A 23,468-nucleotide genomic window follows, 5' to 3' on the forward strand; every position below is an offset into this window, starting at 1 on the left:
AGGTTAGGCCAAAAGCCATCGATGTCGCCATGTACGGCCGCACCTGTGCGTGGACTGCAGCGGCGGCAGTTTCGGCGCAGGCAGGTAGGATGTCGCCGCACCTCCATAGAGCCCATCGACCGCATGAACCGGCCCGAACGCGATCCCTATCCCGACGCACTCCGCGCCTGCGCGCTGCTGGTGGTGGTGCTGGGGCACTGGATCGCGACGCTGCCACGCCTGGTCGATGGCCGGCTGGTGGAGACCGACCACCTGCTCGCGGTGTGGGATGCAGCCGGCTTCCTGACCTGGGTGGTGCAGGTGGTGCCGCTGTTCGTGTTCGTGTCCGCGGCGGTGAGCGCGGACGGCGTGCTGCGCCGGGTGGAGCAGGGCGGGCAGGCGCGCTGGTGGGCGGCGCGCGCGCTGGGGCTGGCGCGGCCGACGGTGACCTACCTCGCGGTGCTGGCGCTGCTGGCGGCGCTCACGCTGCTGACCGGCGGGCGCCTGCTGGGTGTGTTCGACCAGTCGCTGACCGTCCACCTGTGGTTCCTGCTGATGCTGCTCACGGTGCAGGCGCTGCTGCCGTGGTGCCTGCGGCTGGACGCGCGCTTCGGCCTGGGCGCGGTGCTGGGCCTGGTGGCGGTCGCGGCCGTGTTCGACGTGGTCCGCGCGGGCGCGTACACGCCCGCGGCGCTGCGCTGGCTGGGCCGTGGCGTGTCCGAGAACGCGGCGGGGATCGCCTGGCTGAACATGCTGGTGGTCTGGCTGCTGCCGCAGCAGCTGGGCATCGCCTGGAAGCGAGGGCGCTTCCGCGGCGTCGGCGCGGGTGCCGCGCTGGTGCTGCTGGGTGCCGCCTGGCTGGCGCTGGCGATGGCCAGCGGCTATCCGGTGGCGATGGTCGGCGTGGCCCTGGCCGGCAACAACATGCTGCCGCCGACCCTGGCCCTGGTCGGGGTGATGTGGCTGCAGGTGGGCGCGGTGCTGCTGTTCGAACCGCTGGCGCGACGGCTGCTGGCCGGCCACGCGCTGGGGCGCACGATCGCGGTGCTCGGCGCGCTGGGCATGCCGCTGTACCTGTGGCACAAGCTCGCCGAACTGCCGGCGGCATGGCTGGGCGAGAAGCTGGGCCTGCCGATCGACGCCGGCCTGCCCGGCGAGCCCGGCTTCTGGCTCGGCCGCGCGGGCTGGATCGCGCTGTGCCTGCTGGTGGTCGCACCACTGGTGGCGCTGGTGGTGCGCTTCGAACTGCGGCGCACGCGCGAGGTGCCCGCGGTCGGGGAGACCGGCGCGGTGTTGCTGGGCGGCGTCGCGCTGTACGCCGGGCTGGCCGCGGCGCTGGTCTGGGGTGCTTGGCCCGGCGCCGTCGTTGGACTGGCGGCGGTGGCGTTCGCGTCGTGGAAGCTGCGGTTGCGCGAGGCTTGAGTCTCGTGGCATTGCCAGTGGCTAGAATCCGCGATCACCCACGACCATGACAGTGATGCAGATCATCCATTCGTCCCTGCATCTCCGCCACGATGGGGGGATGGAGCTCCATCGCGGCGAACTCGTACCCTGCTACGAGCAGCCCGCGCGCGTCGACTACATCCGCCAGGCACTGCAGGCGGACGGACATGCCTTTTCCGAGCCGCGCGACTTCGGCGTCGAGGTGCTGCACGCGGTGCACGATCCGGCCTTCGTCGACTTCCTGCGCACGGCGCATGCGCGCTGGCGGGATGAGGGGCGCGATGGTTCCATGCTGCCCAGCGGTTTCCCCGCGCGCAGCCTGCGCCGCGACCGGATCCCCGAAGGCATCAACGGCGCGATGGGCTACTACGCCTTCGACGCCGGCACGCCGATCGTCGAGGGCACCTGGGATGCGGCCTTCGCATCGGCGCGCTGGCGGCGCAGCATCTGCGTGACCGTGGCTTCGACCGGGTCGCGGTGCTCGACGTCGACTACCACCACGGCAACGGCACCCAGGACATCTTCTTCGAGCGCGGCGACGTGCTGACGGTATCGATCCACGGCACGCCGGAGACCGAGTACCCGTACTTCCTCGGCATTGCCGACGAGCGCGGGATCGGCGCGGGCGAGGGTTGCAACCTCAACCTGCCGATGCCGCGCGGCACCGACTGGGCCGCGTGGTCGACCGCGCTGGAAACCGCGCTGGAAGCGGTCGCCGCCTTCGGCGCAGATGCCCTGGTGGTGGCACTGGGCGTGGACACCTACGAAGGCGATCCGATCAGCGCCTTCCGCCTGGGCGAGACGCACTTCCCGATGATCGGCAGACGCCTGGCGGCCATGCGCCTGCCGACGGTGCTGGTGCAGGAAGGCGGTTACGCGGTGAAGGAGATCGGAAGCAACGTCGCCGGCGTGCTCAGGGCGTTCGGATAGGCGCGCTCAGAGTAGGTGGCGCCGGAACCAGTCCAGCGTCCGCTCCCAGGCCAGCTTCGCCGCGGCCTCGTCGTAGCGCGGCGTCGAGTCGTTGTGGAAGCCGTGGTTCGTGCCCGGATAGAAGTGCGCTTCGTAGTCGGTGCCCGCGGCCTTCAATGCCTCTTCGTAGGCGGGCCAGGTGGCGTTGACGCCGGCATCGTTCTCGGCGAAGTGGATCAACAGCGGTGCCTTGATCCGCGGCACGTCCTCCGGCTTCGCCTGGCGGCCGTAGAAGGGCACGGCCGCCGCCAGCTCCGGATAGGCGACCGCGGTGGCGTGGGAGACGCCGCCGCCGTAGCAGAAGCCGGTGATGCCGATCTTGGCGGTCGTGCGTGCGTCCGCGAGCAGGAACTCGAAGGCGGCGAAGAAGTCGTTCATCAGCTTCTCCGGATCGACCTGCTGCTGCAGTTCTCGCCCGCGCTCGTCGTTGCCGGGATAGCCGCCGACCGAGCTCAGGCCGTCGGGCGCCAGCGCGGCGAATCCGGCCTTGGCCAGGCGGCGGGCGACGTCCTCGATGTAGGGGTTGAGGCCGCGGTTCTCGTGCACCACGATCACGCCCGGCACCGGGCCTTCGGCCTTCGCGGGCAGGACAAGGTAGCCGCGCACCTCGCCGTGGCCCTTGGGCGAGGGATAGCTGATGTACTCGGCCCGGATCTCCGGATCGGTGAACTGCACCTGCTGTGCCAGCGCGTAGTTCGGGCTCAGCGCGGCGAGGGCGCCGAGCGCGGTCATTCCGCCGATCGCCAGCGTGCCGGCGCGGTCGAGGAACTGCCGCCGGTTGATTCGGCCGTGCACGTAACCGTCGTACAGCTCGAGCAGCTCGGGCGGGAAGTCGCTGGCGGTCAGGCGGCGGCTCATGCGGATGCTCCTGTGATGCTGTCGACGGTGCCCGCCACGATACCGCGATCGTTCCGCTGCTTCAGTCGCAGCGCTGGCGCGCCATGCCGCCTTCGCTGGCGACCAGCGCCTGGCCGTCGGCCGACAGTTCGAAGCCGTGTGTCGCTTCCCAGGTCTCGCCCTCGCCGGTCAGGCGGATGGTGACCGCAAGCAGGTTGCCCTCGGTGTCTACCGCCGTGACCGGCCCCGAGCTTTCGTGGAAGGCGATTTCGTCGGCGCGGATGGCGAGGTGCGACTCATGTCCGGGCGATGCGCAGGCGGCCGCGTCCGCCGCCCAGGTGCCGCGGAAGCGCTCCGGAACCGTTCCCGGCAGGCCGTCCGCGGGAGGGATGCCGGCATCGGTATCGGCGGTGGGCTCAGCCGTGGGCTGCGCGGCGGCTACGTCGCCATCAGCGGCATTGCCGGCGGTGTCGCCGGTTCCGGGCGCGCAGCCGGCGGCAAGGAGGAGGGTGAGCAGGGTTGCGGGGATGCGCATGGTCGGCTCCATCGGGGATGCGGCCACTGTCGGCGATGCCGCGTTAGCGGAGGGTCTACACTCGCGCCTCCCTTGAAGAGGCGCACGCATGGCCCCCAACGCCACGATCTACCGCCTGGACCTCCAGGTCAGCGACATGGACCGGAACTACTACGCCGGCCACGCGCTGACGCTGGCCCAGCATCCTTCCGAGACGCCGGTGCGGCTGATGGCGCGCGTGATCGCCTTCGCGCTGAACGCGCACGAGCGCCTGGAGTTCGGCCGCGGCCTCAGCACCGACGAGGACCCCGACCTCTGGCTGCGTGACTACACCGGCGACGTCGAGCACTGGATCGACCTCGGCCAGCCCGACGAAAGCCGCATCCGCAAGGCCTGCGGCCGCGCCCGCGAGGTCACGGTGGTCAACTACAGCGGCAGCGCCGCGGAGATCTGGTGGGGCAAGGTCGGCAACGGCCTTTCGCGCCTCGGGAACCTCGCGGTGGTGGACCTCGATGCCGCGCAGGTGGAAGCCGCCGCCGGCCTGCTCGAGCGCAGCATGAACCTGACCGCGATGATCCAGGACGGCACGCTGCAGCTGATCGGCGACCGCGGTGACGTGAGCCTGACACCGCGCCTGCGCAAGGGCATGGCGGCTGCATGACGGTGGTGACGCGGCTTGCTCACGTGAGGAGGACGCCCGCTCTGGGATGATCGTCGCAGGCCAGCAGGAGCCAGCGACATGTCCGACAATCCAGTCACTGGAGAGGTCTCCAACAGCAAGCTCGCGGCGGTCTTCGACAGCGGCACCGCCGCGCGCGACGCCGCCGAGGCCCTGGTCGCCACCGTGGGCCTCCAGCCCGTGCAGGTGAAGGTGATCGCTCCGGACGAGCCCGACGCCAACATCATGCTCGAGCCAGAGGGCGGCGGCATCTGGCGCACCATCGTGACAGCTCACCTGAGGCTGGGCATTCTCGGCGCCGTGGTCGGCGCGATCGCCTTCGGGGTCATGATGTGGGCGGGGCTGCCGTTCGTGGCGCGCTCGCCGGTCGCAGCAGCACTGGCCGCGGTCGCGTTCGGCGCGGTCGGCGGGCTCCTGCTGGGCGGCCTGGTGTCGATCCGGCCCGACCACGACCGCTATGTCCAGACCACCCACGATGCGATGGACGCGCGCCGCACCACCGTGGTCGTGCATGCCCTGTCGCGCGATGAGCAGCAGCGGGCGAAGGACTTCCTCTTCGCCCGCGGGGCGGAGGTGACCGCCACGCTTTGACTGGCGTGTGTGCGGCGCCCGCGCCGGTGGCGCTCAGCGCGGCGCAGGAATCGCCGGCCGACCGCTGGCGAAGGCCTCGGCCAGGTAATCGATCATCACCCGCACCTTGGCCGGCGGCCGCCGGTCGGGCGGGTAGAGCACGTGGATGCCGCCCAGCTCCAGCGGAGGGCGGTCCAACTCCAGCGCCACCAGTTCGCCGCGCGCGAGCGCCGCTTCGACGATGAACTCCGGCTGGTAGATGATCCCCTGGCCGCGGATCGCGGCCGCCAGCAGGGCGTCGCCGTTGTTGGCCATCAGATTGCCGCGGACCGGTACGCGGACATCGCCGTTGGCGCCGAAGGCCCAGTGCCCGCGGCCCTGGGCAGCGGACAGCGTGTAGCCCAGGCAGTTGTGCTGGACCAGTTCCGCCACCCGCCGCGGCACGCCGCGCTGGTCGAGGTAGGCGGGGGAGGCGCAGACCCGCATCGGGCTGTCGCCCAGCTTCCGCGCCTGCAGGGCGCTGTCGGCGAGGCGGCCGATGCGGATCGCCAGGTCCCAGCTGCCGGCGAGGATGTCGACCTCGGCGTCGCTCAGGCCCAGCTCCACGGCCACCTCGGGATGGCGTTGGCAGAACTCGGGGATCAGCGGCGCCACGAAGCAGCGCCCGAACGACAGCGGCACGTTCATGCGCAGCAGGCCGGTCGCCTTGATGCGCTGCGAGGCGGCCGCCGCCTCGGCCTCGTCGATCTCGGGGAGGATGCGCAGGCAGGCGTCGAGGTAGTCGCTGCCGGCCTCGGTCAGCGCCAGGCGGCGGGTGCTGCGATGGAACAGCTTCACGCCCAGGCGGGCCTCGAGCGCGTTGACGTGCTTGGTCGCCATCGCCGGCGACATGCCGAGATGGCGGGCCGCCGCCGAGAGGCTGCCGTCGGTCGCGGCGCGGACGAAGACGCGCATGCTGGTGATCCGGTCCATTGCGTCAATCTAACACTGTGGGTATCAAGTGTTGATCGGTAGTGCCGGATTCTGTTCCTTCGGGGCGGAGACCATACTGTCGGGCATGAACACGAACGCATCCACTTCCCCCAGCGGCAACGGCAATGCGCCGGCCGCCGACCGTGCCGCGCGCATGCCCGTGCTCTTCGTTCCGCACGGCGCCGGACCCTGCTTCTTCATGGACTGGAACCCGGCCGACACCTGGGACCGCATGGCCGCCTTCCTCAAGGGCGTGGCCGGCACCCTGCCGGAGGCGCCGCGGGCGATCGTGCTGGTGTCCGGGCACTGGCTGGAGCCGGGTTTCAGCGTCACCGGCAGCGCCCGGCCGGCGTTGATCTACGACTACAGCGGCTTCCCTGCGCACACCTACGAACTCACCTACCCTGCGCCCGGCGAACCGGCCCTTGCCGACCGCATCGTGCAGCTGCTGGGCGAGGCCGGTGAGCAGGCGCGCGTGGACCCGCAGCGCGGCTACGACCATGGCGTCTTCATTCCGCTCAAGCTGATGTTCCCGAATGCGGACATCCCGGTGGTGCAGCTGTCGCTGCGCCGCGACATGGATCCGGCCGCGCACATCGCCGCCGGCCGCGCGCTGGCCGCGCTGCGCGACGAAGGCGTGCTGGTCGTCGGCAGCGGCATGAGCTTCCACAACATGCGCGGCTACGGTGATCCGCGCTACACGCCGGTCTCGGCGAAGTTCGATGCCTGGCTGACCGCGGCGATCGAAAGCCCGACAGAGCAGCGCGAGGCCCTGCTGCGCGAGTGGGCGAGTGCTCCGCATGCGCGCGACAGCCATCCGCCGGGGGGCGAGGAGCACCTGTTGCCGCTGCTGGTCGCCGCCGGCGCGGGCGCCGGCTCCGAGGGCCGCAAGGTCTACTCGGAAGAGGTCATGAAGACCACGCTTTCCGCATTCCGCTTCGGCTGATCCAGAGCCGCCCCACGTACAGGAGTTCCCCAATGAAGATCGACCTTTCCGGCAAGTCCGCCATCGTCACCGGCTCCACCGGCGGCATCGGCCTGGCCATCGCCACCGGTCTGTCGAAGGCCGGCGCCGCCGTCACCCTCGTCGGCCGCAGCCAGGCGCGCGTGGACGAGGCGCTGGCGAAGCTGCGCGAAGCCGGCGGCCGCGACGACGCCAGCGGCGTGGTCGCCGATCTCGGCACCGCCGAAGGCGCCGCGACGCTGATCGCCGCGCGCCCGGACGCCGACATCCTGGTCAACAACCTCGGCATCTACGGTGCGCGCGAGTTCTTCGATATCGACGACGCGCTGTGGGACGAGTTCTGGCAGGTCAACGTGATGAGCGGCGTGCGCCTGGGCCGCCACTACGCGCGCGGCATGCGTGAGCGCGGCTGGGGCCGGATCCAGTTCGTCTCCAGCGAGTCGGCGCTCAACATCCCGACCGAGATGGTCCACTACGGCGTCACCAAGTCGGCGCTGCAGGGGCTGTCGCGCGGCTTGGCCAAGGCCCTGGCCGGCAGCGGCGTCACCGTCAACACCATCCTCCCGGGCCCGACCCGCACCGAGGGCGCGGTGGAGATGATGGCCGACCTGGCCGCCGAGCGCGGCGTGACCCCGGCCGGGATGGAGGCTCTGTTCCTGGCCGAGAACCGGCCTTCGAACCTGCTGGGCCGCTTCGCGACGCCGGAGGAGGTCGCCAGCCTCAGCGTCTACGTGGCGTCGCTGCAGGCCAGTGCCACCACGGGCTCGGCGCTGCGCGTCGACGGCGGCACGGTCGAGACCATCGCCTGATTCCCTTCGACACAACCAGACATTTTTCGGAGCAACCCATCATGCAGAAGCGCAAGCTCGGCCGCAGCGGCCCTGAAATCGCCCCCCTCGTCTTCGGCGGCAACGTCTTCGACTGGACTGCCGATGAGGCCACCTCCTTCAAGCTGCTCGACCGCTTCGTCGAGCGCGGCTTCAACGCCATCGACACCGCCGACGTGTACTCGTCCTGGGGCTCCGGCCTGAGCGGCGGCGAGTCGGAGACCGTCATCGGCAACTGGCTCGCGAAGCGCGGCCGCCGCGACGACGTGGTGCTGATGACCAAGGTCGGCATGTGGGAGCCGCGCAAGGGCCTGTCGGCGGACACCATCGCCGCCGCGGTGGATGAGTCGCTCAAGCGCCTGCGCACCGACCATATCGACGTCTACTTCGCGCACCTGGACGATGCCGAGGTGCCGCTGGTGGAGACGCTCGGTGCCTTCGGCCGGCTGGTCGAGGCGGGCAAGGTACGCACCCTGGGTGCGTCCAACCATACGGCGGAGCGCCTGCGCGAAGCCCTGGCGGTATCGGAAGACAACAACCTGCCGCGCTACGAAATCATCCAGCCGGCGTACAACCTGTACGACCGCAGCTTCGAGTCGGCGCTGGCGGGCGTGGCGCAGGAGCACGGCCTGGGCGTGGTCAGCTACTTCTCGCTGGCCAGCGGCTTCCTCACCGGCAAGTACCGCAGCGTCGACGATCTCAAGGGCGCCGCGCGCGAAGGCTTCCTGCAAGGCTACTTCGACGAGCGCGGCCTGAAGCTGCTCGACGTGCTGCGCAAGGTCGCGGACGAGGTGAAGGCGACGCCGGCACAGGTTGCATTGGCCTGGCTGATGTCGCGCCCGGCGCTCACCGCGCCGATCGCCAGCGCCACCAGCCTGCAGCAGATGGAGGACATCCTGGGTGCGGCGGAATTGGCGCTGCCCGGGTCCGCGCTCGAGGTACTGGAGGATGCGGGCCGGCACGACGCCTGACCGCAGGCCACGATACCGGTCGCGATTCAGGCGTGAAGCGCGTCCATGAAGCGGCGCGCCAGGTCGTCGGGCGCGGCCCGCAGCAGGGTGGCGTTGACCTGCATCGGGATTTCGCCCGTGCCAGGCACGGGCATTGCCATGCGGATGCCGCGCTGGCGGATGCGCTGGACGAAGCCGGCCGGGTCGGTTCCGGCCACCGACAGGTAGAAGCGGACGCTGCCGTCGCCAAGCCTGCGTGCCCGGAAGCGCCCGCTGGCCTCGAGGATGCCCAGCAGCGCATCGGCCACGCGCCAGCTCTCGGCATAGTCCACCTGGAAGCGGGCGGCGGATTCCTCCACCAGCGCCAGTTGCGGCCAGGCCGCGGGCAGAGCGCCGCCGAACATGCGGCGCTCGTGGGACAGGCCGTCGATGAAGTCCTCGCTGCCCGCCAGGATCGCGCCGCTGGCCGCATTGAAATGCTTCCACAGCGAGACGTACACGGTGTCGAACAGCGCGGTGTAGGCCTGCAGGGGTTGGCCGGAGTGCTGCGGCAGCGCGAACAGGCGGGCACCGTCGAGGTGCAGGCGGATGCCTTCGGCACGGGCGTAGCGGCTGACGCGCTCCAGCTCGCCGAAGTCGGCGGCAGTGTGGTCGCGGCGGCGCACCGGCGTTTCGATCGAGACCACGCCGACGTCGTTGCGCACGCGGCCGCTGCGCGAACGTTCCACCCAGTCCCGCACCTCCGTCAGCGGCAGCGTGGCCTGGCCCGGCGCGAGCGGCACCAGGTTGAGCCCGCCCAGCAGCTGCGCGCCGTCGCCGCTGTCGTTGTAGAGGTGGCTCTCGGCCTGGACCAGCACGCGGCGGTCATCGCCTGCGAGGCGGCGCACGGCCAGCAGGTTGGCCAGGGTGCCCGTGGCCACGAACATCGCGGCGGGCTTGCCGAGCAGACGGGCGAACGCCTGCTCCACCTTCGCGACTTCGCCGCCAAGCGAGTAATTGTCCGCGAGGAAGCCGTCGCGCCCGGCCATGGCCTGCAGGCGGCTGGCGTATTCGTGCGGATCCAGGCCCAGGCCGTCGGAGGTGAAGTCGATGCGCTGGAACAGGCGTTCGTCCCGGACGGACTGTGCCGCGGTGCCGGCGCCGGGCAGCACCGAGGCGGTCGCGGCCAGGCTGCCCGTGGCCAGGAAGGTGCGGCGATCCAATGGCGTCCCCCTCGAGGTTCCAACCGCCGATGCTGTGGTCGTGCACCGAACCCTGTCAAACTCCGGGTTCCAACGACGAAGGCGACGGCTTCCTCCATGCAAACCATCGAACTGCAGCGAAAGGTCTTCCTGTTCCTGTTGCTGGCGGTCACCGTGGCCTTCGGATGGGTGTTGTGGCCGTTCTATGCCGCGGTGTTCTGGGCGGTGATCCTGGCGCTGCTGTTCTCGCCGCTGTACCGGCGGTTGCTGGCGCGGATGCCGCGGCGCCGGAACCTGGCGGCGCTGGCCACGCTGCTCGTGTGCCTGGTGATCGCGGTGCTGCCGGTGACGCTGATCGCGGTGTCTCTGGTACAGGAGGCAAGCGCGATATTCCAGCGCGCACGCACCGGCGACGTCGGCTTCAGCCACTACTTCCAGCAGGTGATGGGTGTGCTGCCGGGCTGGGCGATCGACCTGCTCGACCGGCTCGGCCTGGGCTCGGTGGCGGAGCTCCAGGACAAGCTGGCCAGCGGCGCCGCCAGCGTCAGCCAGTTCGTGGCCACGCAGGCCCTGAGCGTGGGGCAGGGCACGCTGCACTTCTTCGTGAGCTTCGGCATCATGCTCTACCTGCTGTTCTTCCTGTTCCGCGACGGCGCCATGCTCGCGGCGCGGATCCGCCGCGCGATCCCCCTGGACGAAGGCCACAAGCGCGCGCTGATCGGAAAGTTCACCACCGTGATCCGGGCCACGGTGAAGGGCAACATCGTGGTTGCGATGGTGCAGGGCGCGCTGGGCGGCCTGATCTTCTGGATCCTGGGCGTGCAGGGCGTGGTGCTGTGGTCGGTGGTGATGGCCTTCCTGTCGCTGCTGCCGGCGCTGGGCACCTTCCTGGTCTGGGGCCCGGTGGCGATCTATTTCCTCGCCACCGGCTCGGTGGTGCAGGGCCTGGTCCTGATCGCCTACGGCGTGTTCGTGATCGGGCTGGTCGACAACATCCTGCGCCCGATCCTGGTCGGCAAGGACACGCGCATGCCCGACTACGTGGTGCTGATCTCGACGCTCGGCGGCATGGCGCTGTTCGGCCTGAACGGCTTCGTGATCGGGCCGCTGATCGCGGCGCTCTTCATTTCCGCCTGGGACCTGTTCGCGGCCGACCAGGCCGAGGCGGATCCGGAAGTCATGGTCGAGGCCGAAGGCATCTCCGTCGACGACGCCGGCAGCGGCACCCAAGCGGAATAGCCGCGGTCCGGCGCCGCGCGCGCCGCCGGGCTCAGTTGCCCGAGTCGAAGATGGTCTCGAAGCCGCCCCACATCATGCGCTTGCCGTCGAAGGGCATTTCGGACGGGAAGTCCGCGGGATCCATCTCGGCTTCCATCGCCTTCGCGGCCGCGTCGCAGGTGGCGCGGTCGGGCCAGCTGATCCAGCTGAACACCGGGACTTCGTTCTCCTCGGCCTTCGTCGCGCGGTAGAAGTCCGTGCGCTTGCCGTGGGGCACGTCCTCGCCCCAGGCCTCGACCGTGCCCAGGGCACCGCGCGTGGCGAACATGTCCCAGGCCTGCCGAGCCATGTCGACATAGGCGGCGCGGTTCGAGCCGGGGACCGCGAGCGTGAAGCCCTGGTAGTAGTCCGAGCCCATCGGTTCGCCCTGGTCGAACACCGGCGAGAAGCCGCCGAAGACCATCCGGCTGCCATCGAAGGGCATCTCCGGGATCGTGGCCATCGAACCGTCCTCCTCCATCGCCTGCCAGGCGGTGTCGCAGGCCGCGCGGTCGGGCCAGGCGATCCAGGAGAACACCACGGTTTCGTCGTCGCCGGCCTCGACCGTGCGATGGAAGTCGGTGGTATGGCCCTTGGGGACGTCGACGCCCCAGGTCTCGACCATGCGCGTTGCGCCGTGGGCCTGGAACACGGGCCAGCTCGCGGCGGCGTGGTCGATGTAGTCCTGCTTGCGGGCGGTGGGGACGGCCGCAATCAGGCCGGTGTAGTAGGGCATGTGGCACCTCCGGGGGGGTGTGCGCGAACCCCGCCGGGAGCCCGTCGCCGACCCGGAACGTACACCGGAAAGTGTTTCGCCTATGTCGTTTCCGGTGCCGTTGTCGCCCCCGGGCCGGATGAGCGGGCCATGCCGGTGTCCCGCGCGCAGCCGGGGTGGTCGAACCAGTCCAGTACCGCAGGGGCCAGTTCGTCGAGCTGCATCGGCAGGCTGAGGTGGTCCTCGCCGGGGAGCTCGATGTAGCGCGCGTGCGGCGCCGATGCCGCCAGCGCGCGCCCGTGCGCCACCGGCACGTGGCGGTCGGCGTCGCCGTGCACCAGCAGCGGGCAGCGCACCTCGGCCAGCGCGGCGACCACGTCCACGCCGTCCAGCGGCAGGTCCAGCGCGTCGCCGGCCTGGTCGATCGCGGCGTCGAGCACCGAGTCGCTCAGCCGCCAGCGCAGCCACTGTCGGGTCAGCCAGGCCGAGGGCGGGGCCGGTGCGTCGGTGAGCATGTAGGGCACCATGTCGCGGATCGCGGTGTCGGCTACGGCGAAGGATTCCATCGCCACCACGCTCTCGGCCCCGAGCGCCGGGTCGGCACCGGCGAAGATCGCGGTGGCCGCGCCATAGGACACGCCGAGCACGTGCAGCGGGCCGACGATCTCGCCGCGCGCGCGTAGCGCGGCGACCACGTCCACGACGTCGCCGGCCTCGCGGGTGCCATAGCCCGAGGGCGCCTGCCCGGAGCGGCCGTGGTTGCGCAGGTCGATGGCGATGGTGCGATAGCCGGCTTCGCCCAGGCGCAGCGCCCAGGGCAGCATCGAGTCGCCGTGCATCATCCAGCCATGCAGCAGGACCACGGTGCCGCGCGGCGCGGCGGCGGGCGCGTCGGGCACCTCGAAGTCGAGGTCGGGGAAGGTGTCGGCCACGCCCAGGCCCCGTGGCCAGGACATGCGCAGCGCGTAGGCGGCCGGGTCGATCGCGCGCCAGTAGACCTCGACGCCGTCGCGGGTGGTGACGCGGCCGTCGCGGTCGCGCAGCCGTGCCAGGGCCGCATCGATCGGCTCCGGCGGCAGCAGCGGCGAGGTGCCGTCGGGCGCGACCAGATGCGCTGCGAGAGTCGCCGGCAGGCCGGGGAGCGAGGAGAAGCCGGCCGCGAGCAGGCAGGCGGCGAAGAGGACGGTGGCGCGAAGCATGGGGGAACCGCAGCGGTGTTCGGCCGTGGAGCGTAGGCAGCGGGCGAGGGCGCATCTACCTCGCAATGGTTACGTTGTGATGACAGTTGTCCGGGCGTTCAGCCGCCGGGTGCGGTTGCGTGGGGTACTCCACGGGCTGTCCGGAGGCGTCCACAACCAGCCGGACGCGCCGGCCCTCGTGATAGAAGCTGGCGCGATACAGGCCCGCGTCCTCGCCGGTGCCGCGCTCGCACAGCACGCCGACCTTGCGGATCGTCATCAGCTCGCGGAAGGTCGCCACGTCCAGGCCCAGGCCCTGCGCCACCAGGGCGCCGTCGATCTCGATGTCGGGTGGGCCGCCGAGCTGGACGGGAATGGCATCGCCCATGGTGTTTCCTCCTTGCGTCGCGGGGACCGGTGCAGCGTCGCCCGGGCGGACCCGTGCGCGCATTGACCTGGGTCAGGCGGGTGCGTCCCGGGACGGCCGCGGCCTATGATGACCGGCTGCAGTCCGCCCGGAGCCGTGCCGCCCATGTCCTTCCTCCCGACCTTCCTGCGCAGGCCCAGCCTGGTCACCCAGATCGTGATCGGCCTGCTTGCCGGCGTCGCCCTGGCCCTGGTCTCGCCGCGCGCGGGGGCCGCCGTCGGCCTGCTGGGCACGGTCTTCATCTCCGCGCTCAAGGCCGTGGCGCCGGTGCTGGTGCTGGTGCTTGTCGCCGCGTCGATGGCCAACCACCGCCAGGGGCAGGACACGCGGATGCGGCCGATCCTGGCGCTGTACCTGGCCGGCACCGTGATGGCGGCGCTGGTGGGCGTCACCGCCAGCTTCCTGTTTCCCACGACGCTAACGCTGGCCGTGCCGGCCGACACGGGCCTGAGCGCACCCGGCGGCATCGGCGAGGTCCTGCGCACCCTGGTGCTGAAGGTGTTCGACAACCCCTTCAACGCCGTGGTCGAGGCGAACTACATCGGCCTGCTGGCCTGGGGCATCGCGATGGGCCTGGCGCTGCGCCATGCGGGCGAGGCCACCCGGCGGGTGCTGTCCGATTTCTCGGAGGCGATCACGCGCGTGGTGCGCCTGGTGATCCGGCTGGCGCCGCTGGGTGTGTTCGGCATCGTCGCTTCGATCCTGGCCGACACCGGACTGTCCGCACTGCTCGACTACGCGCACCTGCTGGCGGTGCTGTTGGGTGCGATGCTGTTCGTGGCCCTGGTCGGCAATCCGCTGATCGTGTTCGCGGTGACCCGGCGCAATCCCTGGCCGCTGGTGCTGCGCTGCCTGCGCGAGAGCGGCATCACCGCGTTCTTCACCCGTTCGTCGGCGGCCAACATCCCGGTCAACATGGAGCTGTGCCGCCGGCTGGGCCTGCACCAGGAGACCTGCTCGGTGGCGGTGCCGCTGGGCGCGACGGTGAACATGGCGGGTGCGGCGATCACCATCTCGGTGCTGTCGCTGGCGGCGGTGCACACCCTGGGCATCCCGGTCGACCTGCCGACGGCACTGCTGCTGAGCGTGGTCGCGGCGATCGGCGCCTGCGGCGCCTCGGGCGTGCCCGGTGGCTCGCTGCTGCTGATCCCGCTGGCCTGCGGGCTGTTCGGCATCGGCGACGACATCGCCATGCAGGTGGTGGCGATCGGCTTCATCGTGGGCGTGGTGCAGGACTCGGCGGAGACGGCGCTGAACTCGTCCACCGACGTGGTGTTCATCGCCGCGGCCTGCGGCCAGGCCTCGGGCCGCGATGCGGTGGTCGATGAGCCGTCGACCCTGTCCGCCGCTGTCGGCGGCGGCGTGGCCGCGGAGCCCCGCGCAGGGGGCTGAGCACGTCGGGCGGCGCGCGCTGGTCGCGCGCCGCCAGCGTGCCGGGACTTACTTCTTCGCGGCCTTCGCGACCTTCGCGACCTTCGCGGCCTTCGTCGCGGGAGCGGCTTCGGTCACGCTCGCCTTGCGGGTGGTGCTGCGCGCGGCGTACGGCCGCAGGGGGGTGTTGCCCAGCACTTCGATGCGGCCGCCGGACTTCTTGAACGCAGCGAGGTCGGTCGCGATGCGCTGGCTGGTCAGGTGCGCGGCCGAGTTGCCCGAGCTGCCGCTGCTGCTGCGGCGGAGCGGCGCGGATGCGGCGCGCGCCGGGGCGGGAGAGGGGGTGGCGGTCTTCTTCTGGGTGCTGCTGCGGGACATCTCGACTCCTGTCGTTATGGGTCCGGCCGGGCGCGAGCGCCGGCGGGCCTGCGGAGGGCGGCCATGGGCAGTGGGGATGCGGGGTCCCCGAGGGCGGATGCGGCGCGCGACGGCGCCCGGGGGGGTACTGCCAGACCAGGACGCGGTAGGCGCGTCCTTGCCGTCTATTCTACAAATCGGGCATTAACAAAGTGTTTGCGGGTTCTTGACGGAACCTTCCGGTCATGGCATGCGGAGCCAGCCCGTGTTCAGCCCTGGCGGCGCAGCAGCTCGACGAACTCCGCGGCCGGCATCGGCCGGGCGATGCCGAAGCCCTGTCCGGCATCGCAGCCGGCTTCGACGAGCCAGCGGCGTATGGCCTCGTCCTCCACGCCTTCCGCGGCGACACTGGCGCCCAGTTCGTGCCCGAGCCGGATGCTGGCGCGCACGATCGCGCCATCGGAGTGCGAATCCGGCAGCGCGCGGACGAAGGAACGGTCGATCTTGAGCTCGTCCGGAGCCAGCCGGCGCAGGTTCACCAGCGAGGAATGGCCGGCGCCGAAGTCGTCGACCGAGATGCGGATGCCGTGCGCGCGCAGGCGAGGCAGGGCCTCGGCGACGCGGCCGGGTTCGCGCATGACCTCGGTTTCGGTGATCTCCAGCATCAGCCCGGGCACGCTGCCCCGGCTGGCCTCGATGATCGCGTCGACCAGGTGCGGGTCGGCAAGGTCGTTGGCGGAGACGTTGATCGACACGTGCAGCGGATCGCCGGTGTCGGGCCAGTTACGGCACTGCTCCAGGCCCTGGCGGACCAGGTAGAGGGTCATTTCCCCGATCGCGTTCGCCTGTTCGGCGAGGGGCACGAAGTCGTCGGGTTCCAGTGCGCCGAGCCTCGGGTGTTCCCAGCGCACCAGCATCTCGGCGCCCAGCCAGCGGCCGCTGCGCAGGTCGACCTTCGGTTGCAGGGCGAAGCCGAGTTCATGGCGGGCGATCGCTTCGCGCAGTTCGGCCAGGAGCGGCGCGTCGGCCGGCGTGGCGCCCGCGGGCGCGGAGGGTGCTGCCGCGTGCCTGGCCCGGCGGTGCCGCCAGGCCAACAGGGCGAGGGCGGCCAGCAGCAGGAACCCGGCCGCGGCCACCGCCGCCAGGCGGCTCGGGTGCGCGGTGCCGGCGGGGTCGCCCGTGCCCGGGGCCATGGGACTGCCGATCCATTCGACGTAGAGCCGGTTCTGCACGCCGTCGCGGCGCAGGCGTTCCAGCGCGCCATTGATCTCAGGCACCAGTTCCGGCCGCTCGGGCGCGACCGCGAACACATACTTGCGCTCCAGCAGCGGCGGGCTGAGCGCGACCAGGCCGTGCAGGTCGTCGCGCTGGATCGCGTGGTAGCCGATGCCGGTGGGAGCCAGCGCGTAGTCCGCGTCGCCGCGGGCGACTGCGGCCAGGGTCTCGCCTTCGTTGTCGAGTTCGACCAGGGTCACGCCGGCGCGGTCGAGCTCGTGCATCGCCTCCCAGGCCAGCCCCGAACGCTGCACCGCCACACGCGCATTCGCCAGGCCTTCGAGCGATTCCAGGGTGGGGGTTTCGAAATGGCCGAACAGGGCGTGGTGGCGGAGCAGGATCGGATCGGACATCGGGAAGCGGCGTTCGCGTTCGGCCGACCAGAACATGGGCACGATGTCGACCTCGTCGCGGGCCAGGCGTTCCAGCGCTGCGCTCCAGTCGCCGAGTTCGAACACCGGCTCCAGGCCAAGGTCGTCGGCGACCGCACGCGCGAGCTCGACGTCGAATCCGTCGGCGTGGCCGCGGGAATCGAGGAAGTGATAGGGCGGGTAGCCGGCGTCACCGCCGAAGCGCAGCGAGCCGCGCGCGTCGTCGTCCCCCGACGCCGTCGCGGGCGACGCGAATGCCAGTGCCATTGCGGCCAATGCCCACGTCGCCAGCCCTCCCCGGGCCATGCGCATCCGTGTATTGCCCTTGCCGTCCGCTTCCATCCGTTCCGCTTCCGATGGGGCCGTCGGGAGTATTAGCACGGTTGGCCACCGTTGGGGCGTTGCCGGTGCGGCTTACCATCCCTGCATGCGAAACACGATGACCCCTGCGATCCGCATCGGCCTGTCCGTGGCGGTGGCTACCGGCCTTTACGGCATCTCCTTTGGCGCACTCGGTGCGGCTGCGGGGCTGGGCGTGCTGCAGGTCGTCGCGCTGAGCGCGCTGATGTTCACCGGCGGCTCGCAGTTCGCCTACATCGGCGTGGTCGCGGGCGGCGGTGGGGGCGCCGCCGCCTTTGGTGCGGCGACCCTGTTGGGCGTGCGCAACGCGGTCTACGGCATGCAGGTCAACCGCACGCTCAGGCCGCGGGGCTGGCGGCGGCTGCTGGCGGCGCAGGTGTGCATCGACGAGTCGACCGCGACCATGCTCGGACAGCGCGATCCCGACGAGCAGCGCCGGGGGTTCTGGGCCGCGGGGCTGGGCATCTACCTGCTCTGGAACCTGAGCACGCTTGCCGGCGCGCTGCTGGGCGATGCCCTGGGTGACCCGCGCCGCTGGGGCCTGGACGGCGCCGCGGTGGCGGCGTTCCTGGGCCTGCTGTGGCCGCGGCTTGCGGCGCGCGAGCCGGTGGCGATCGCCGTGGTCTGCGCGCTCGCCACCGTGGTCGCCGTGCCCTTTGTGCCGCCGGGCGTGCCGATCCTGGTGGCGGCGGTGGTGGCCGCCGCCTGGGGCTGGTTCTCGCGCGCGGAGGCGCCGGGCTGATGTCGCAGTGGGGCTGGATCCTGCTCGCCTGCGCGGCCGCGTTCGCGACCAAGTTCGCGGGTTTCCTGGTGCCGCCGCGCTGGCTGGATGCGCCGCGCGCGCGGACTGCGGCGATGGCGCTGACCGTCGGCCTGCTGGCTTCGCTGACCGCGGTCAACACCTTCGCCCACGGCCAGTCGCTGGCCTTCGATGCGCGCGTGGCCTCGCTGCTGGCGGCCGCGGCGGCGCTGGCGCTGCGCCTGCCTTTCCTGCTGGTGGTGATCATCGGCGCCGCGGCGGCGGCGCTGGTGCGGCTGCTCTGAGGCAGGGCGCGGGCCGCGCCCGCGGCTGGGCTCAGCCGCCGGCGGCCGGTTTGTCGCTGTCGCCTCCGGGGATGCTCTCCAGCATGCGCTTCACGTGCTGCGCGGGGTTCATGTCCGAATGCACCGCCAGCACGCGGCCATCCTGGCCGACCAGGTAGGAGGTGCGGCTGGACATCTCCGGCTTGCGCTCGAGCACCGCGGCGTAGTCGGCGGAGATTTTCGCGCCCGCGTCGGCGGCGACCGGGAACTTGCCGGCGCAGGTCGCCTTGTCGGCGGAGAATTCGCGCAGCTGGTCGGTGTTGCCGGCGGTCACGCCGATCACCGACACGCCGCGGGCCTTGAAGTCGTCGATCGCCTGCGAGAACAGCGAGGCCTCGATGTTGCAGCCGGGGGTATTGGCGGCCGGAAAGAAGTAGAGGACGACCGGACCGTCTCGCAGGGCGTCGGCGAGCGAGTATTCGAAGGCTTCGCCGGCCAGCCAGGCGGGCGCGCTGAAGTCCGGCGCGGCGTCGCCGGGCTGCAGCGTGGCGTGGGCCTGGAAGGAGCAGGCCGAGGCGAGGGCGAGGGCGGCGAGGACGAGGGTCTGCTTGATGGAAGTCATGGGCGGGCTCCTGGATCCACGGGAGTCTAGCGCTCGTGCTGTTGGGGTGGTGTGTCCCGGGCCCCCAGCGATTAAGGTTCGGAGATGGACACGCGCATCCCCCCCGTTGCTTCACCCTGGGCCGAATCCCCCGGCGACCTCGCCGCCCGCCTGGGCAGCGACCTCGAATCCGGGCTGGGCACGGCCGAAGCCGCCCGGCGCCTCGCCGCACAGGGCCCCAACGAGCTGGCCGGCACACCGCCGGTTCCTTCCTGGCGCCGCTTCCTGGCCCAGTTCCGCGATCCGCTGATCTACCTGCTGATCGCCGCGATCGCGATCTCGTTGGTCGCATGGGCGGTCGAGGGCGCGCACGGCTGGCCGGTGGACGCGCTGGTGATCGCGGTGATTGTGCTGCTCAACGCGGTGCTGGGCTTCGTGCAGGAGGCCAAGGCCTCGAACGCCGTCGCCGAGCTGGCGAAGATGACCGAGGTGACCTCATCGGTGCTGCGCGACGGCCATGCGCAGCGCATCCCCAGCCGCGAACTGGTGCCCGGCGACGTGCTGCTGCTGGCCGAGGGCGACGCCGTGGGCGCGGACGCGCGGCTGGCGACGGCCGCCGCGCTCCGGGTGCAGGAGGCGTCGCTCACCGGCGAGAGCGCCCCGGTGACCAAGGACGTGGCGGCCCTGCCGGCCGACACCCTGCTGGCCGAACGCCGCGGCATGGTGTTCAAGGGCACCGCGGTCGGGCAGGGCAGCGCGCGCGCCCTGGTCACCGCCACCGGCATGGATACCGAGATGGGCGCCATCGCCGGCATGCTCGAGGCCACGGACAAAGAGCAGACGCCGCTGCAACGCGAGGTCGGGCGCCTGGGGCGGATGCTCGGCATCGCGGTGGTGGCGGTCGCGGTGGTGGTGATGGCGACGCTGTTCGTCGTCGCCGACATCGACGGCATCCAGGACGTGGTGACCGTGCTCCTGCTCGGCGTCTCGCTGGCGGTGGCCGCCGTGCCCGAGGGCCTGCCGGCGATCCTGTCGGTGGTGCTGGCGCTGGGCGTGCAGCGGATGGCGAAGCAGCGCGCGATCGTGAAGCGGCTGTCGTCGGTGGAGACGCTCGGCTCGGCCTCGGTGATCTGCTCGGACAAGACCGGCACGCTCACCCGTTCGGAGATGACCATCCAGCGCGTGGCCACCGGTTCGGGCACCAGCCGGGTGACCGGAGTCGGCTATGCGCCCGAGGGCGAGGTGCTGGCCGGCGACGGTGAGGCCTTGCCGCCGGAGCAGCGGGCCGAGGGCATCGTGGTGCTCAGCGGCGGCAGCCTGGCCGGCAACGCCCAGCTGCGCCGTGGCGACGACGGCGAATGGGAGATCCAGGGCGACCCCACTGAGGCCGCCTTCCTGGTCGCGGAGCGCAAGCTCGGCGCGCACGAGCGCCGCGGCCACCGCTTCGGCTTCGTGCGCGAGATCCCGTTCACCTCCGAACGCAAGATGATGTCGACCATCCAGGTCGACCATGAACACGGCGACGAGCGCGTGCTGATCGCCAAGGGTGCGCCCGACGTGCTGCTGGGCCGTTGCAGCCACGTCCGCGTGGGCATGGAGACGCTGCCGCTGGACGAGGACTGGCGCGAGCGCATCCTGGGCGACGTCGCGGCCATGGCCCGCGACGCGCTGCGCACGCTGGGCGTGGCCTACCGGCCGCTGGCGGACGGCGAGGGCGAGGACGACGCCGACGACGAAGGGCTCGAACAGGGCCTGGCCTATGTCGGCACCGTCGGCATCATCGACCCGCCGCGCGAGGAGGCCGCGGTCGCGATCGCCGAGGCGCAGCGCGCCGGCATCCGCGTGGTGATGATCACCGGCGACCATCCCGACACCGCGGCGCGGATCGCCGCCGACCTCGGCATCGCCGGTGCCGGGAGCGGCGGCGCGCTTTCGGGCCGCGACCTCGACGGACTGGATGACACCGCCTTCGACGAAGCCGTGCGGCGCACCGCGGTGTTCGCGCGGGTGGCGCCCGAGCACAAGCTGCGCATCGTCGACGCCCTGCAGGCCCAGGGCAACGTGGTGGCGATGACCGGCGACGGCGTCAACGACGCGCCGGCGCTGAAGTCGGCCGACATCGGCGTGGCCATGGGCATCACCGGCACCGAGGTCAGCAAGGAGGCGGCGGACATGATCCTCGCCGACGACAACTTCGCGACCATCGTGGAGGCGGTGCGCGAGGGCCGCGGCATCTTCGACAACATCCGCAAGTTCCTGCGCTACCTGCTGTCGTCGAACATGGGCGAGGTGTTCACCGTGTTCTTCGGCGTGGTGCTGGCCGGCGTGATCGGCCTGTCCGGCGCGGACGGTGCCCTGGTGCTGCCGCTGCTGGCGACCCAGATCCTCTGGATCAACCTGGTCACCGACTCCGGGCCGGCGCTGGCCATGGGCCTGGACCCGACGGCCGACGACGTGATGTCGCGGCGGCCGCGGCTCCTGGACGACCGGGTGATCGACGGGCGCATGTGGGCGGGCGTGCTGCAGATCGGCCTGGTGATGGCCGCGGCGACCCTGCTGACCCTGGACATCTACCTGCCCGGTGGCCTGGTCGAAGGCGGTCGCAGCCTGGACAACGCGCGCACCGCGGCTTTCACCACGCTCGTGTTCGCCCAGCTGTTCAATTGCTTCAACGCGCGTTCGGATACGGTCAGTGCGTTCCGGGGCCTGTTCTCCAACGCCTGGCTGTGGGGTGCGATCGCGCTGTCCGCGCTGCTGCAGCTGGCGGTGGTCAACCTGGGCGTGCTCAACGCGGCCTTCGGCACGGTGCCGCTGGATGCGGGGCAGTGGCTGGCGTGCATCGCGCTGGCGAGTTCGGTGCTCTGGTACGACGAGCTGCGCAAGCTGGTGCTGCGCCTCGTGGTCCGTGAGGGGGACGCGGGTGCCGCGCGGGTGGCGGCCGCCGGGGGCGGCGACGGATGAGCGCGAACGTCTTCTGGCTGCTGGTCGGCCTGGTTGCGCTGATCGCCGGCGCCGAGCTGCTGACGCGCGGCGGCACCCGCCTGGCGGCGCGGCTGGGCATCCGCCCGGTGCTGATCGGCCTGACCGTGGTCGCGCTGGGCACCAGCATGCCGGAGCTGGCGGTGGGCCTGTGGTCGGTCGGCGATGGCCACGCCTCGCTGGCGCTGGGCAACATCGTCGGCGCCAACATCATGAACATGCTGCTGACGCTGGGCCTGAGCGCGGCGCTGCTGCCGCTGGCGATCCAGATGCAGAGCCTGCGCTTCGACCTGCCGATGATGGTCGGTGCCGCCCTGGTGCTGCTGGCGATGGCCTGGGACCTGCGGCTGGAACGCTGGGAGGGCATCGTGCTGGTGGCGATGGGCGTGGCCTACATCGCGGTGCTGGTGCGCACCTCGCGCAACGAGAGCCGTGCGGTGAAGGCGGAGTTCGAGGCCGAGTACGGGGAACAGGCGCTGGCCGGCGCGCTGCCGGAGCCGCGCGGCCGCTTCGCCGCGCTCAGCGACCTGATGTGGCTGCTGGCCGGCATCGCCATCGTGGTGGTCGGCGCGGAATGGATGGTCGAGGGCGCATCGGGCATCGCGCGTTCGCTGGGCGTTCCGGAGGCGGTGATCGGCCTGACCATCGTCGCGCTCGGCACCTCGTCGCCGGAGCTGGCAACGACGGTCGTGTCCACGCTGCGCCAGGAGCGCGACATCGCCATCGGCAACCTGCTGGGCAGCTGCGTGCTCAACATCTTCGTGATCCTCGGCATCACCGTGGCCTCGGTGCCGACGGGCCTGGGGATCGACCCGCAGCTGGTGCGGATCGACATCCCGGTGATGGTGCTGGCGGCGATCGCCTGCGTGCCGGTCTTCGTGACCGGGCGACGGGTGGGGCGGCTGGAGGGGATCGCCTTGCTGGCCGCCTATCTGGCTTACATGGGGTATCTGCTGGTGGTGCGGACGTAGGCTGCCGCAAGGCTTGCCCCCATCCGCCCTTCGGACATCTTCCTTTGCGACGCGCCTCAGACGTCGAGGCTGGATTCGCGGCGTTTCCCGGCCTTCAGCGCGCGGCGGCGGTCCTCGGCGCTGCGCCAGCGGCGCACGCTGCGCTGGAAGAACAGGCTGTTGGGCACGCGCAGCACGCTGCCCCGCGCCTCGCCGGCGTCGTCGACTTCCTGCAGGGTGGTGTAGACGAGGTTGATGTCGGTGACCCGGCCGCCGAGCCCGGGCTTGTCGCCGCTTTCCAGGATCTCGACGTGGTCGTGGAGCCGGAACGGACGAGTGGCCAGGATCAGCATGGTGCAGAAGATGTTCGACAGCACGCTCCAGGCGGCGAAGAAGGCCACTGCCGCCACCGCCGCGAAGCCGGTGAAGGCCGTCCACAGCACCGTGCCCGACACGCCCAGCCGCTGCAGGATCAGCAGGAAGGCGGCGGCGGAGATCAGGAAGGTGACCACGCGCCGGGAGCCGATCACCAGTTCCGGCGGCGCGTCGTAGCGCTTCCAGAGTCGGTCGCCCAGGCGGCGCGCGAGCAGGCGCAGCAGCCAGGCCACCAGGATGATCAGCGCCACCTGGCCCAGCGGCACGATCACGCCCAGCCATTCCTGCACCCAGACCGGAAGCTGTTCCCTCATCGCGACTCCCGCCCGGCACCCCGCCGGCGT

The 23,468-nt window shown here is 71.3% G+C and carries 25 protein-coding genes; 14 read left to right on the forward strand and 11 right to left on the reverse strand.

Annotated features, from left to right (window positions below; all coding sequences use genetic code 11):
- The first annotated feature begins 123 nt into the window (after positions 1-123).
- The 3 genes from E2170_RS12850 to E2170_RS14180 all read left to right on the forward strand — a co-directional run bounded on the left by E2170_RS12850 (position 124) and on the right by E2170_RS14180 (position 2,352).
- Positions 124-1,401, forward strand: a complete 1,278-nt coding sequence (locus tag E2170_RS12850; RefSeq protein ID WP_165942233.1) for an acyltransferase family protein — start codon at positions 124-126, stop codon at positions 1,399-1,401.
- A 100-nt stretch (positions 1,402-1,501) separates the two neighbouring features.
- Positions 1,502-1,969, forward strand: a complete 468-nt coding sequence (locus E2170_RS14175) for an arginase family protein (RefSeq protein ID WP_279432870.1) — start codon at positions 1,502-1,504, stop codon at positions 1,967-1,969.
- Positions 1,900-2,352: an arginase family protein gene (locus E2170_RS14180; protein ID WP_279432871.1), complete on the forward strand. Its 453-nt coding sequence runs from the start codon at positions 1,900-1,902 to the stop codon at positions 2,350-2,352. Before E2170_RS14175 ends, E2170_RS14180 begins: the two co-directional genes overlap by 70 nt.
- 6 nt (positions 2,353-2,358) lie before the next feature.
- On the opposite strand, the gene yghX is transcribed toward E2170_RS14180, so the two are convergent.
- Positions 2,359-3,249, reverse strand: a complete 891-nt coding sequence (yghX, locus tag E2170_RS12860) for a YghX family hydrolase (protein ID WP_133001005.1) — start codon at positions 3,247-3,249, stop codon at positions 2,359-2,361.
- Between the two features lie 61 nt (positions 3,250-3,310).
- The gene (locus tag E2170_RS12865) at positions 3,311-3,763 is read right to left on the reverse strand and encodes a hypothetical protein (protein WP_133001006.1); all 453 of its coding nucleotides are present in this window, start codon (positions 3,761-3,763) and stop codon (positions 3,311-3,313) included.
- A gap of 88 nt (positions 3,764-3,851) precedes the next feature.
- On the opposite strand from E2170_RS12865, the gene E2170_RS12870 reads away from it, so the two are divergent.
- Both E2170_RS12870 and E2170_RS12875 read left to right on the forward strand, forming a co-directional pair.
- Positions 3,852-4,403, forward strand: a complete 552-nt coding sequence (locus E2170_RS12870) for a YaeQ family protein (RefSeq protein ID WP_133001007.1) — start codon at positions 3,852-3,854, stop codon at positions 4,401-4,403.
- 78 nt (positions 4,404-4,481) lie between these two features.
- Positions 4,482-5,012, forward strand: coding sequence for a riboflavin biosynthesis protein RibA (locus tag E2170_RS12875; protein WP_133001008.1), 531 nt, complete (start codon positions 4,482-4,484; stop codon positions 5,010-5,012).
- Between the two features lie 33 nt (positions 5,013-5,045).
- Here E2170_RS12875 and E2170_RS12880 read toward each other — a convergent pair whose 3' ends face one another.
- Positions 5,046-5,945: a LysR family transcriptional regulator gene (locus E2170_RS12880; protein ID WP_207914978.1), complete on the reverse strand. Its 900-nt coding sequence runs from the start codon at positions 5,943-5,945 to the stop codon at positions 5,046-5,048.
- A gap of 103 nt (positions 5,946-6,048) precedes the next feature.
- Between E2170_RS12880 and E2170_RS12885 the strand changes: the two genes are divergently transcribed.
- The 3 genes from E2170_RS12885 to E2170_RS12895 are packed head-to-tail and all read left to right on the forward strand — an operon-like array spanning position 6,049 to position 8,725.
- Entirely contained in the window at positions 6,049-6,909 is an 861-nt protein-coding gene (locus E2170_RS12885) for a DODA-type extradiol aromatic ring-opening family dioxygenase (protein WP_207914979.1), read from the forward strand.
- 32 nt (positions 6,910-6,941) lie between these two features.
- The gene (locus E2170_RS12890) at positions 6,942-7,736 is read left to right on the forward strand and encodes an SDR family NAD(P)-dependent oxidoreductase (protein ID WP_133001010.1); all 795 of its coding nucleotides are present in this window, start codon (positions 6,942-6,944) and stop codon (positions 7,734-7,736) included.
- A 38-nt stretch (positions 7,737-7,774) separates the two neighbouring features.
- Positions 7,775-8,725 (forward strand): aldo/keto reductase, encoded by a 951-nt coding sequence (locus E2170_RS12895; RefSeq protein ID WP_207914992.1) that lies wholly within the window; start codon positions 7,775-7,777, stop codon positions 8,723-8,725.
- Between the two features lie 26 nt (positions 8,726-8,751).
- Here E2170_RS12895 and E2170_RS12900 read toward each other — a convergent pair whose 3' ends face one another.
- Positions 8,752-9,906: a threonine aldolase family protein gene (locus E2170_RS12900; RefSeq protein WP_133001012.1), complete on the reverse strand. Its 1,155-nt coding sequence runs from the start codon at positions 9,904-9,906 to the stop codon at positions 8,752-8,754.
- Positions 9,907-10,002: 96 nt separating this feature from the next.
- On the opposite strand from E2170_RS12900, the gene E2170_RS12905 reads away from it, so the two are divergent.
- Complete coding sequence (locus E2170_RS12905; RefSeq protein WP_133001013.1) at positions 10,003-11,124, forward strand: AI-2E family transporter; 1,122 nt, start codon at positions 10,003-10,005, stop codon at positions 11,122-11,124.
- 31 nt (positions 11,125-11,155) lie between these two features.
- On the opposite strand, the gene E2170_RS14275 is transcribed toward E2170_RS12905, so the two are convergent.
- From E2170_RS14275 to E2170_RS12920, 3 genes are all read right to left on the reverse strand, one after another.
- Complete coding sequence (locus E2170_RS14275; protein WP_133001014.1) at positions 11,156-11,878, reverse strand: DUF1428 domain-containing protein; 723 nt, start codon at positions 11,876-11,878, stop codon at positions 11,156-11,158.
- An 80-nt stretch (positions 11,879-11,958) separates the two neighbouring features.
- On the reverse strand, positions 11,959-13,056 hold the full coding sequence (locus E2170_RS12915) for an alpha/beta fold hydrolase (protein ID WP_133001015.1): 1,098 nt from the start codon (positions 13,054-13,056) through the stop codon (positions 11,959-11,961).
- A gap of 55 nt (positions 13,057-13,111) precedes the next feature.
- Positions 13,112-13,423, reverse strand: a complete 312-nt coding sequence (locus tag E2170_RS12920; RefSeq protein ID WP_207914980.1) for a DUF6522 family protein — start codon at positions 13,421-13,423, stop codon at positions 13,112-13,114.
- A 144-nt stretch (positions 13,424-13,567) separates the two neighbouring features.
- Between E2170_RS12920 and sstT the strand changes: the two genes are divergently transcribed.
- Positions 13,568-14,854, forward strand: a complete 1,287-nt coding sequence (gene sstT, locus E2170_RS12925) for a serine/threonine transporter SstT (RefSeq protein ID WP_133001016.1) — start codon at positions 13,568-13,570, stop codon at positions 14,852-14,854.
- Between the two features lie 48 nt (positions 14,855-14,902).
- Here the strand turns inward: sstT and E2170_RS14280 are convergent, their stop codons facing one another.
- Positions 14,903-15,211 carry a hypothetical protein gene (locus E2170_RS14280; RefSeq protein ID WP_243708166.1) on the reverse strand — a complete coding sequence of 103 codons (309 nt, stop codon included), beginning with the start codon at positions 15,209-15,211 and terminating at the stop codon, positions 14,903-14,905.
- 248 nt (positions 15,212-15,459) lie between these two features.
- Entirely contained in the window at positions 15,460-17,103 is a 1,644-nt protein-coding gene (locus E2170_RS12935; RefSeq protein ID WP_165942234.1) for an EAL domain-containing protein, read from the reverse strand.
- Positions 17,104-17,275: 172 nt separating this feature from the next.
- Here E2170_RS12935 and E2170_RS12940 point away from each other — a divergent pair, with 172 nt between their 5' ends.
- On the forward strand, positions 17,276-17,938 hold the full coding sequence (locus E2170_RS12940; protein ID WP_207914981.1) for an AzlC family ABC transporter permease: 663 nt from the start codon (positions 17,276-17,278) through the stop codon (positions 17,936-17,938).
- On the forward strand, positions 17,938-18,240 hold the full coding sequence (locus tag E2170_RS12945) for an AzlD domain-containing protein (RefSeq protein WP_133001019.1): 303 nt from the start codon (positions 17,938-17,940) through the stop codon (positions 18,238-18,240). Before E2170_RS12940 ends, E2170_RS12945 begins: the two co-directional genes overlap by 1 nt.
- 31 nt (positions 18,241-18,271) lie before the next feature.
- On the opposite strand, the gene E2170_RS12950 is transcribed toward E2170_RS12945, so the two are convergent.
- Positions 18,272-18,841 (reverse strand): peroxiredoxin, encoded by a 570-nt coding sequence (locus tag E2170_RS12950; RefSeq protein WP_133001020.1) that lies wholly within the window; start codon positions 18,839-18,841, stop codon positions 18,272-18,274.
- An 84-nt stretch (positions 18,842-18,925) separates the two neighbouring features.
- On the opposite strand from E2170_RS12950, the gene E2170_RS12955 reads away from it, so the two are divergent.
- Positions 18,926-21,781 carry a cation-translocating P-type ATPase gene (locus tag E2170_RS12955; protein WP_133001021.1) on the forward strand — a complete coding sequence of 952 codons (2,856 nt, stop codon included), beginning with the start codon at positions 18,926-18,928 and terminating at the stop codon, positions 21,779-21,781.
- Entirely contained in the window at positions 21,778-22,770 is a 993-nt protein-coding gene (locus E2170_RS12960) for a calcium/sodium antiporter (RefSeq protein WP_133001022.1), read from the forward strand. Before E2170_RS12955 ends, E2170_RS12960 begins: the two co-directional genes overlap by 4 nt.
- A gap of 56 nt (positions 22,771-22,826) precedes the next feature.
- Here the strand turns inward: E2170_RS12960 and E2170_RS12965 are convergent, their stop codons facing one another.
- On the reverse strand, positions 22,827-23,438 hold the full coding sequence (locus E2170_RS12965) for a mechanosensitive ion channel family protein (protein ID WP_133001023.1): 612 nt from the start codon (positions 23,436-23,438) through the stop codon (positions 22,827-22,829).
- Positions 23,439-23,468 lie beyond the last annotated feature (30 nt).

This window comes from Luteimonas arsenica (genome assembly GCF_004352825.1).
In the GTDB taxonomy this organism is placed as follows: Bacteria; Pseudomonadota; Gammaproteobacteria; order Xanthomonadales; family Xanthomonadaceae; genus Luteimonas; species Luteimonas arsenica.

Bases quoted from the DNA above. Each gene is read 5' to 3' on its own strand.
- E2170_RS12945 (WP_133001019.1), top strand. From the start codon at position 17,938: ATGTCGCAGTGGGGCTGGATCCTGCTCGCCTGCGCGGCCGCGTTCGCG.
- E2170_RS14275 (WP_133001014.1), bottom strand. From the start codon at position 11,878: ATGCCCTACTACACCGGCCTGATTGCGGCCGTCCCCACCGCCCGCAAG.
- sstT (WP_133001016.1), top strand. From the start codon at position 13,568: ATGTCCTTCCTCCCGACCTTCCTGCGCAGGCCCAGCCTGGTCACCCAG.
- E2170_RS12940 (WP_207914981.1), top strand. From the start codon at position 17,276: ATGACCCCTGCGATCCGCATCGGCCTGTCCGTGGCGGTGGCTACCGGC.
- E2170_RS12920 (WP_207914980.1), bottom strand. From the start codon at position 13,423: ATGGGCGATGCCATTCCCGTCCAGCTCGGCGGCCCACCCGACATCGAG.
- E2170_RS12865 (WP_133001006.1), bottom strand. From the start codon at position 3,763: ATGCGCATCCCCGCAACCCTGCTCACCCTCCTCCTTGCCGCCGGCTGC.
- E2170_RS12965 (WP_133001023.1), bottom strand. From the start codon at position 23,438: ATGAGGGAACAGCTTCCGGTCTGGGTGCAGGAATGGCTGGGCGTGATC.
- E2170_RS14280 (WP_243708166.1), bottom strand. From the start codon at position 15,211: ATGTCCCGCAGCAGCACCCAGAAGAAGACCGCCACCCCCTCTCCCGCC.
- E2170_RS12890 (WP_133001010.1), top strand. From the start codon at position 6,942: ATGAAGATCGACCTTTCCGGCAAGTCCGCCATCGTCACCGGCTCCACC.
- E2170_RS12885 (WP_207914979.1), top strand. From the start codon at position 6,049: ATGAACACGAACGCATCCACTTCCCCCAGCGGCAACGGCAATGCGCCG.
- E2170_RS12955 (WP_133001021.1), top strand. From the start codon at position 18,926: ATGGACACGCGCATCCCCCCCGTTGCTTCACCCTGGGCCGAATCCCCC.
- E2170_RS12950 (WP_133001020.1), bottom strand. From the start codon at position 18,841: ATGACTTCCATCAAGCAGACCCTCGTCCTCGCCGCCCTCGCCCTCGCC.
- E2170_RS12870 (WP_133001007.1), top strand. From the start codon at position 3,852: ATGGCCCCCAACGCCACGATCTACCGCCTGGACCTCCAGGTCAGCGAC.
- E2170_RS12905 (WP_133001013.1), top strand. From the start codon at position 10,003: ATGCAAACCATCGAACTGCAGCGAAAGGTCTTCCTGTTCCTGTTGCTG.
- E2170_RS12960 (WP_133001022.1), top strand. From the start codon at position 21,778: ATGAGCGCGAACGTCTTCTGGCTGCTGGTCGGCCTGGTTGCGCTGATC.
- E2170_RS12880 (WP_207914978.1), bottom strand. From the start codon at position 5,945: ATGCGCGTCTTCGTCCGCGCCGCGACCGACGGCAGCCTCTCGGCGGCG.
- E2170_RS12875 (WP_133001008.1), top strand. From the start codon at position 4,482: ATGTCCGACAATCCAGTCACTGGAGAGGTCTCCAACAGCAAGCTCGCG.
- yghX (WP_133001005.1), bottom strand. From the start codon at position 3,249: ATGAGCCGCCGCCTGACCGCCAGCGACTTCCCGCCCGAGCTGCTCGAG.
- E2170_RS12850 (WP_165942233.1), top strand. From the start codon at position 124: ATGAACCGGCCCGAACGCGATCCCTATCCCGACGCACTCCGCGCCTGC.
- E2170_RS12935 (WP_165942234.1), bottom strand. From the start codon at position 17,103: ATGGCACTGGCATTCGCGTCGCCCGCGACGGCGTCGGGGGACGACGAC.
- E2170_RS14175 (WP_279432870.1), top strand. From the start codon at position 1,502: ATGGAGCTCCATCGCGGCGAACTCGTACCCTGCTACGAGCAGCCCGCG.
- E2170_RS12915 (WP_133001015.1), bottom strand. From the start codon at position 13,056: ATGCTTCGCGCCACCGTCCTCTTCGCCGCCTGCCTGCTCGCGGCCGGC.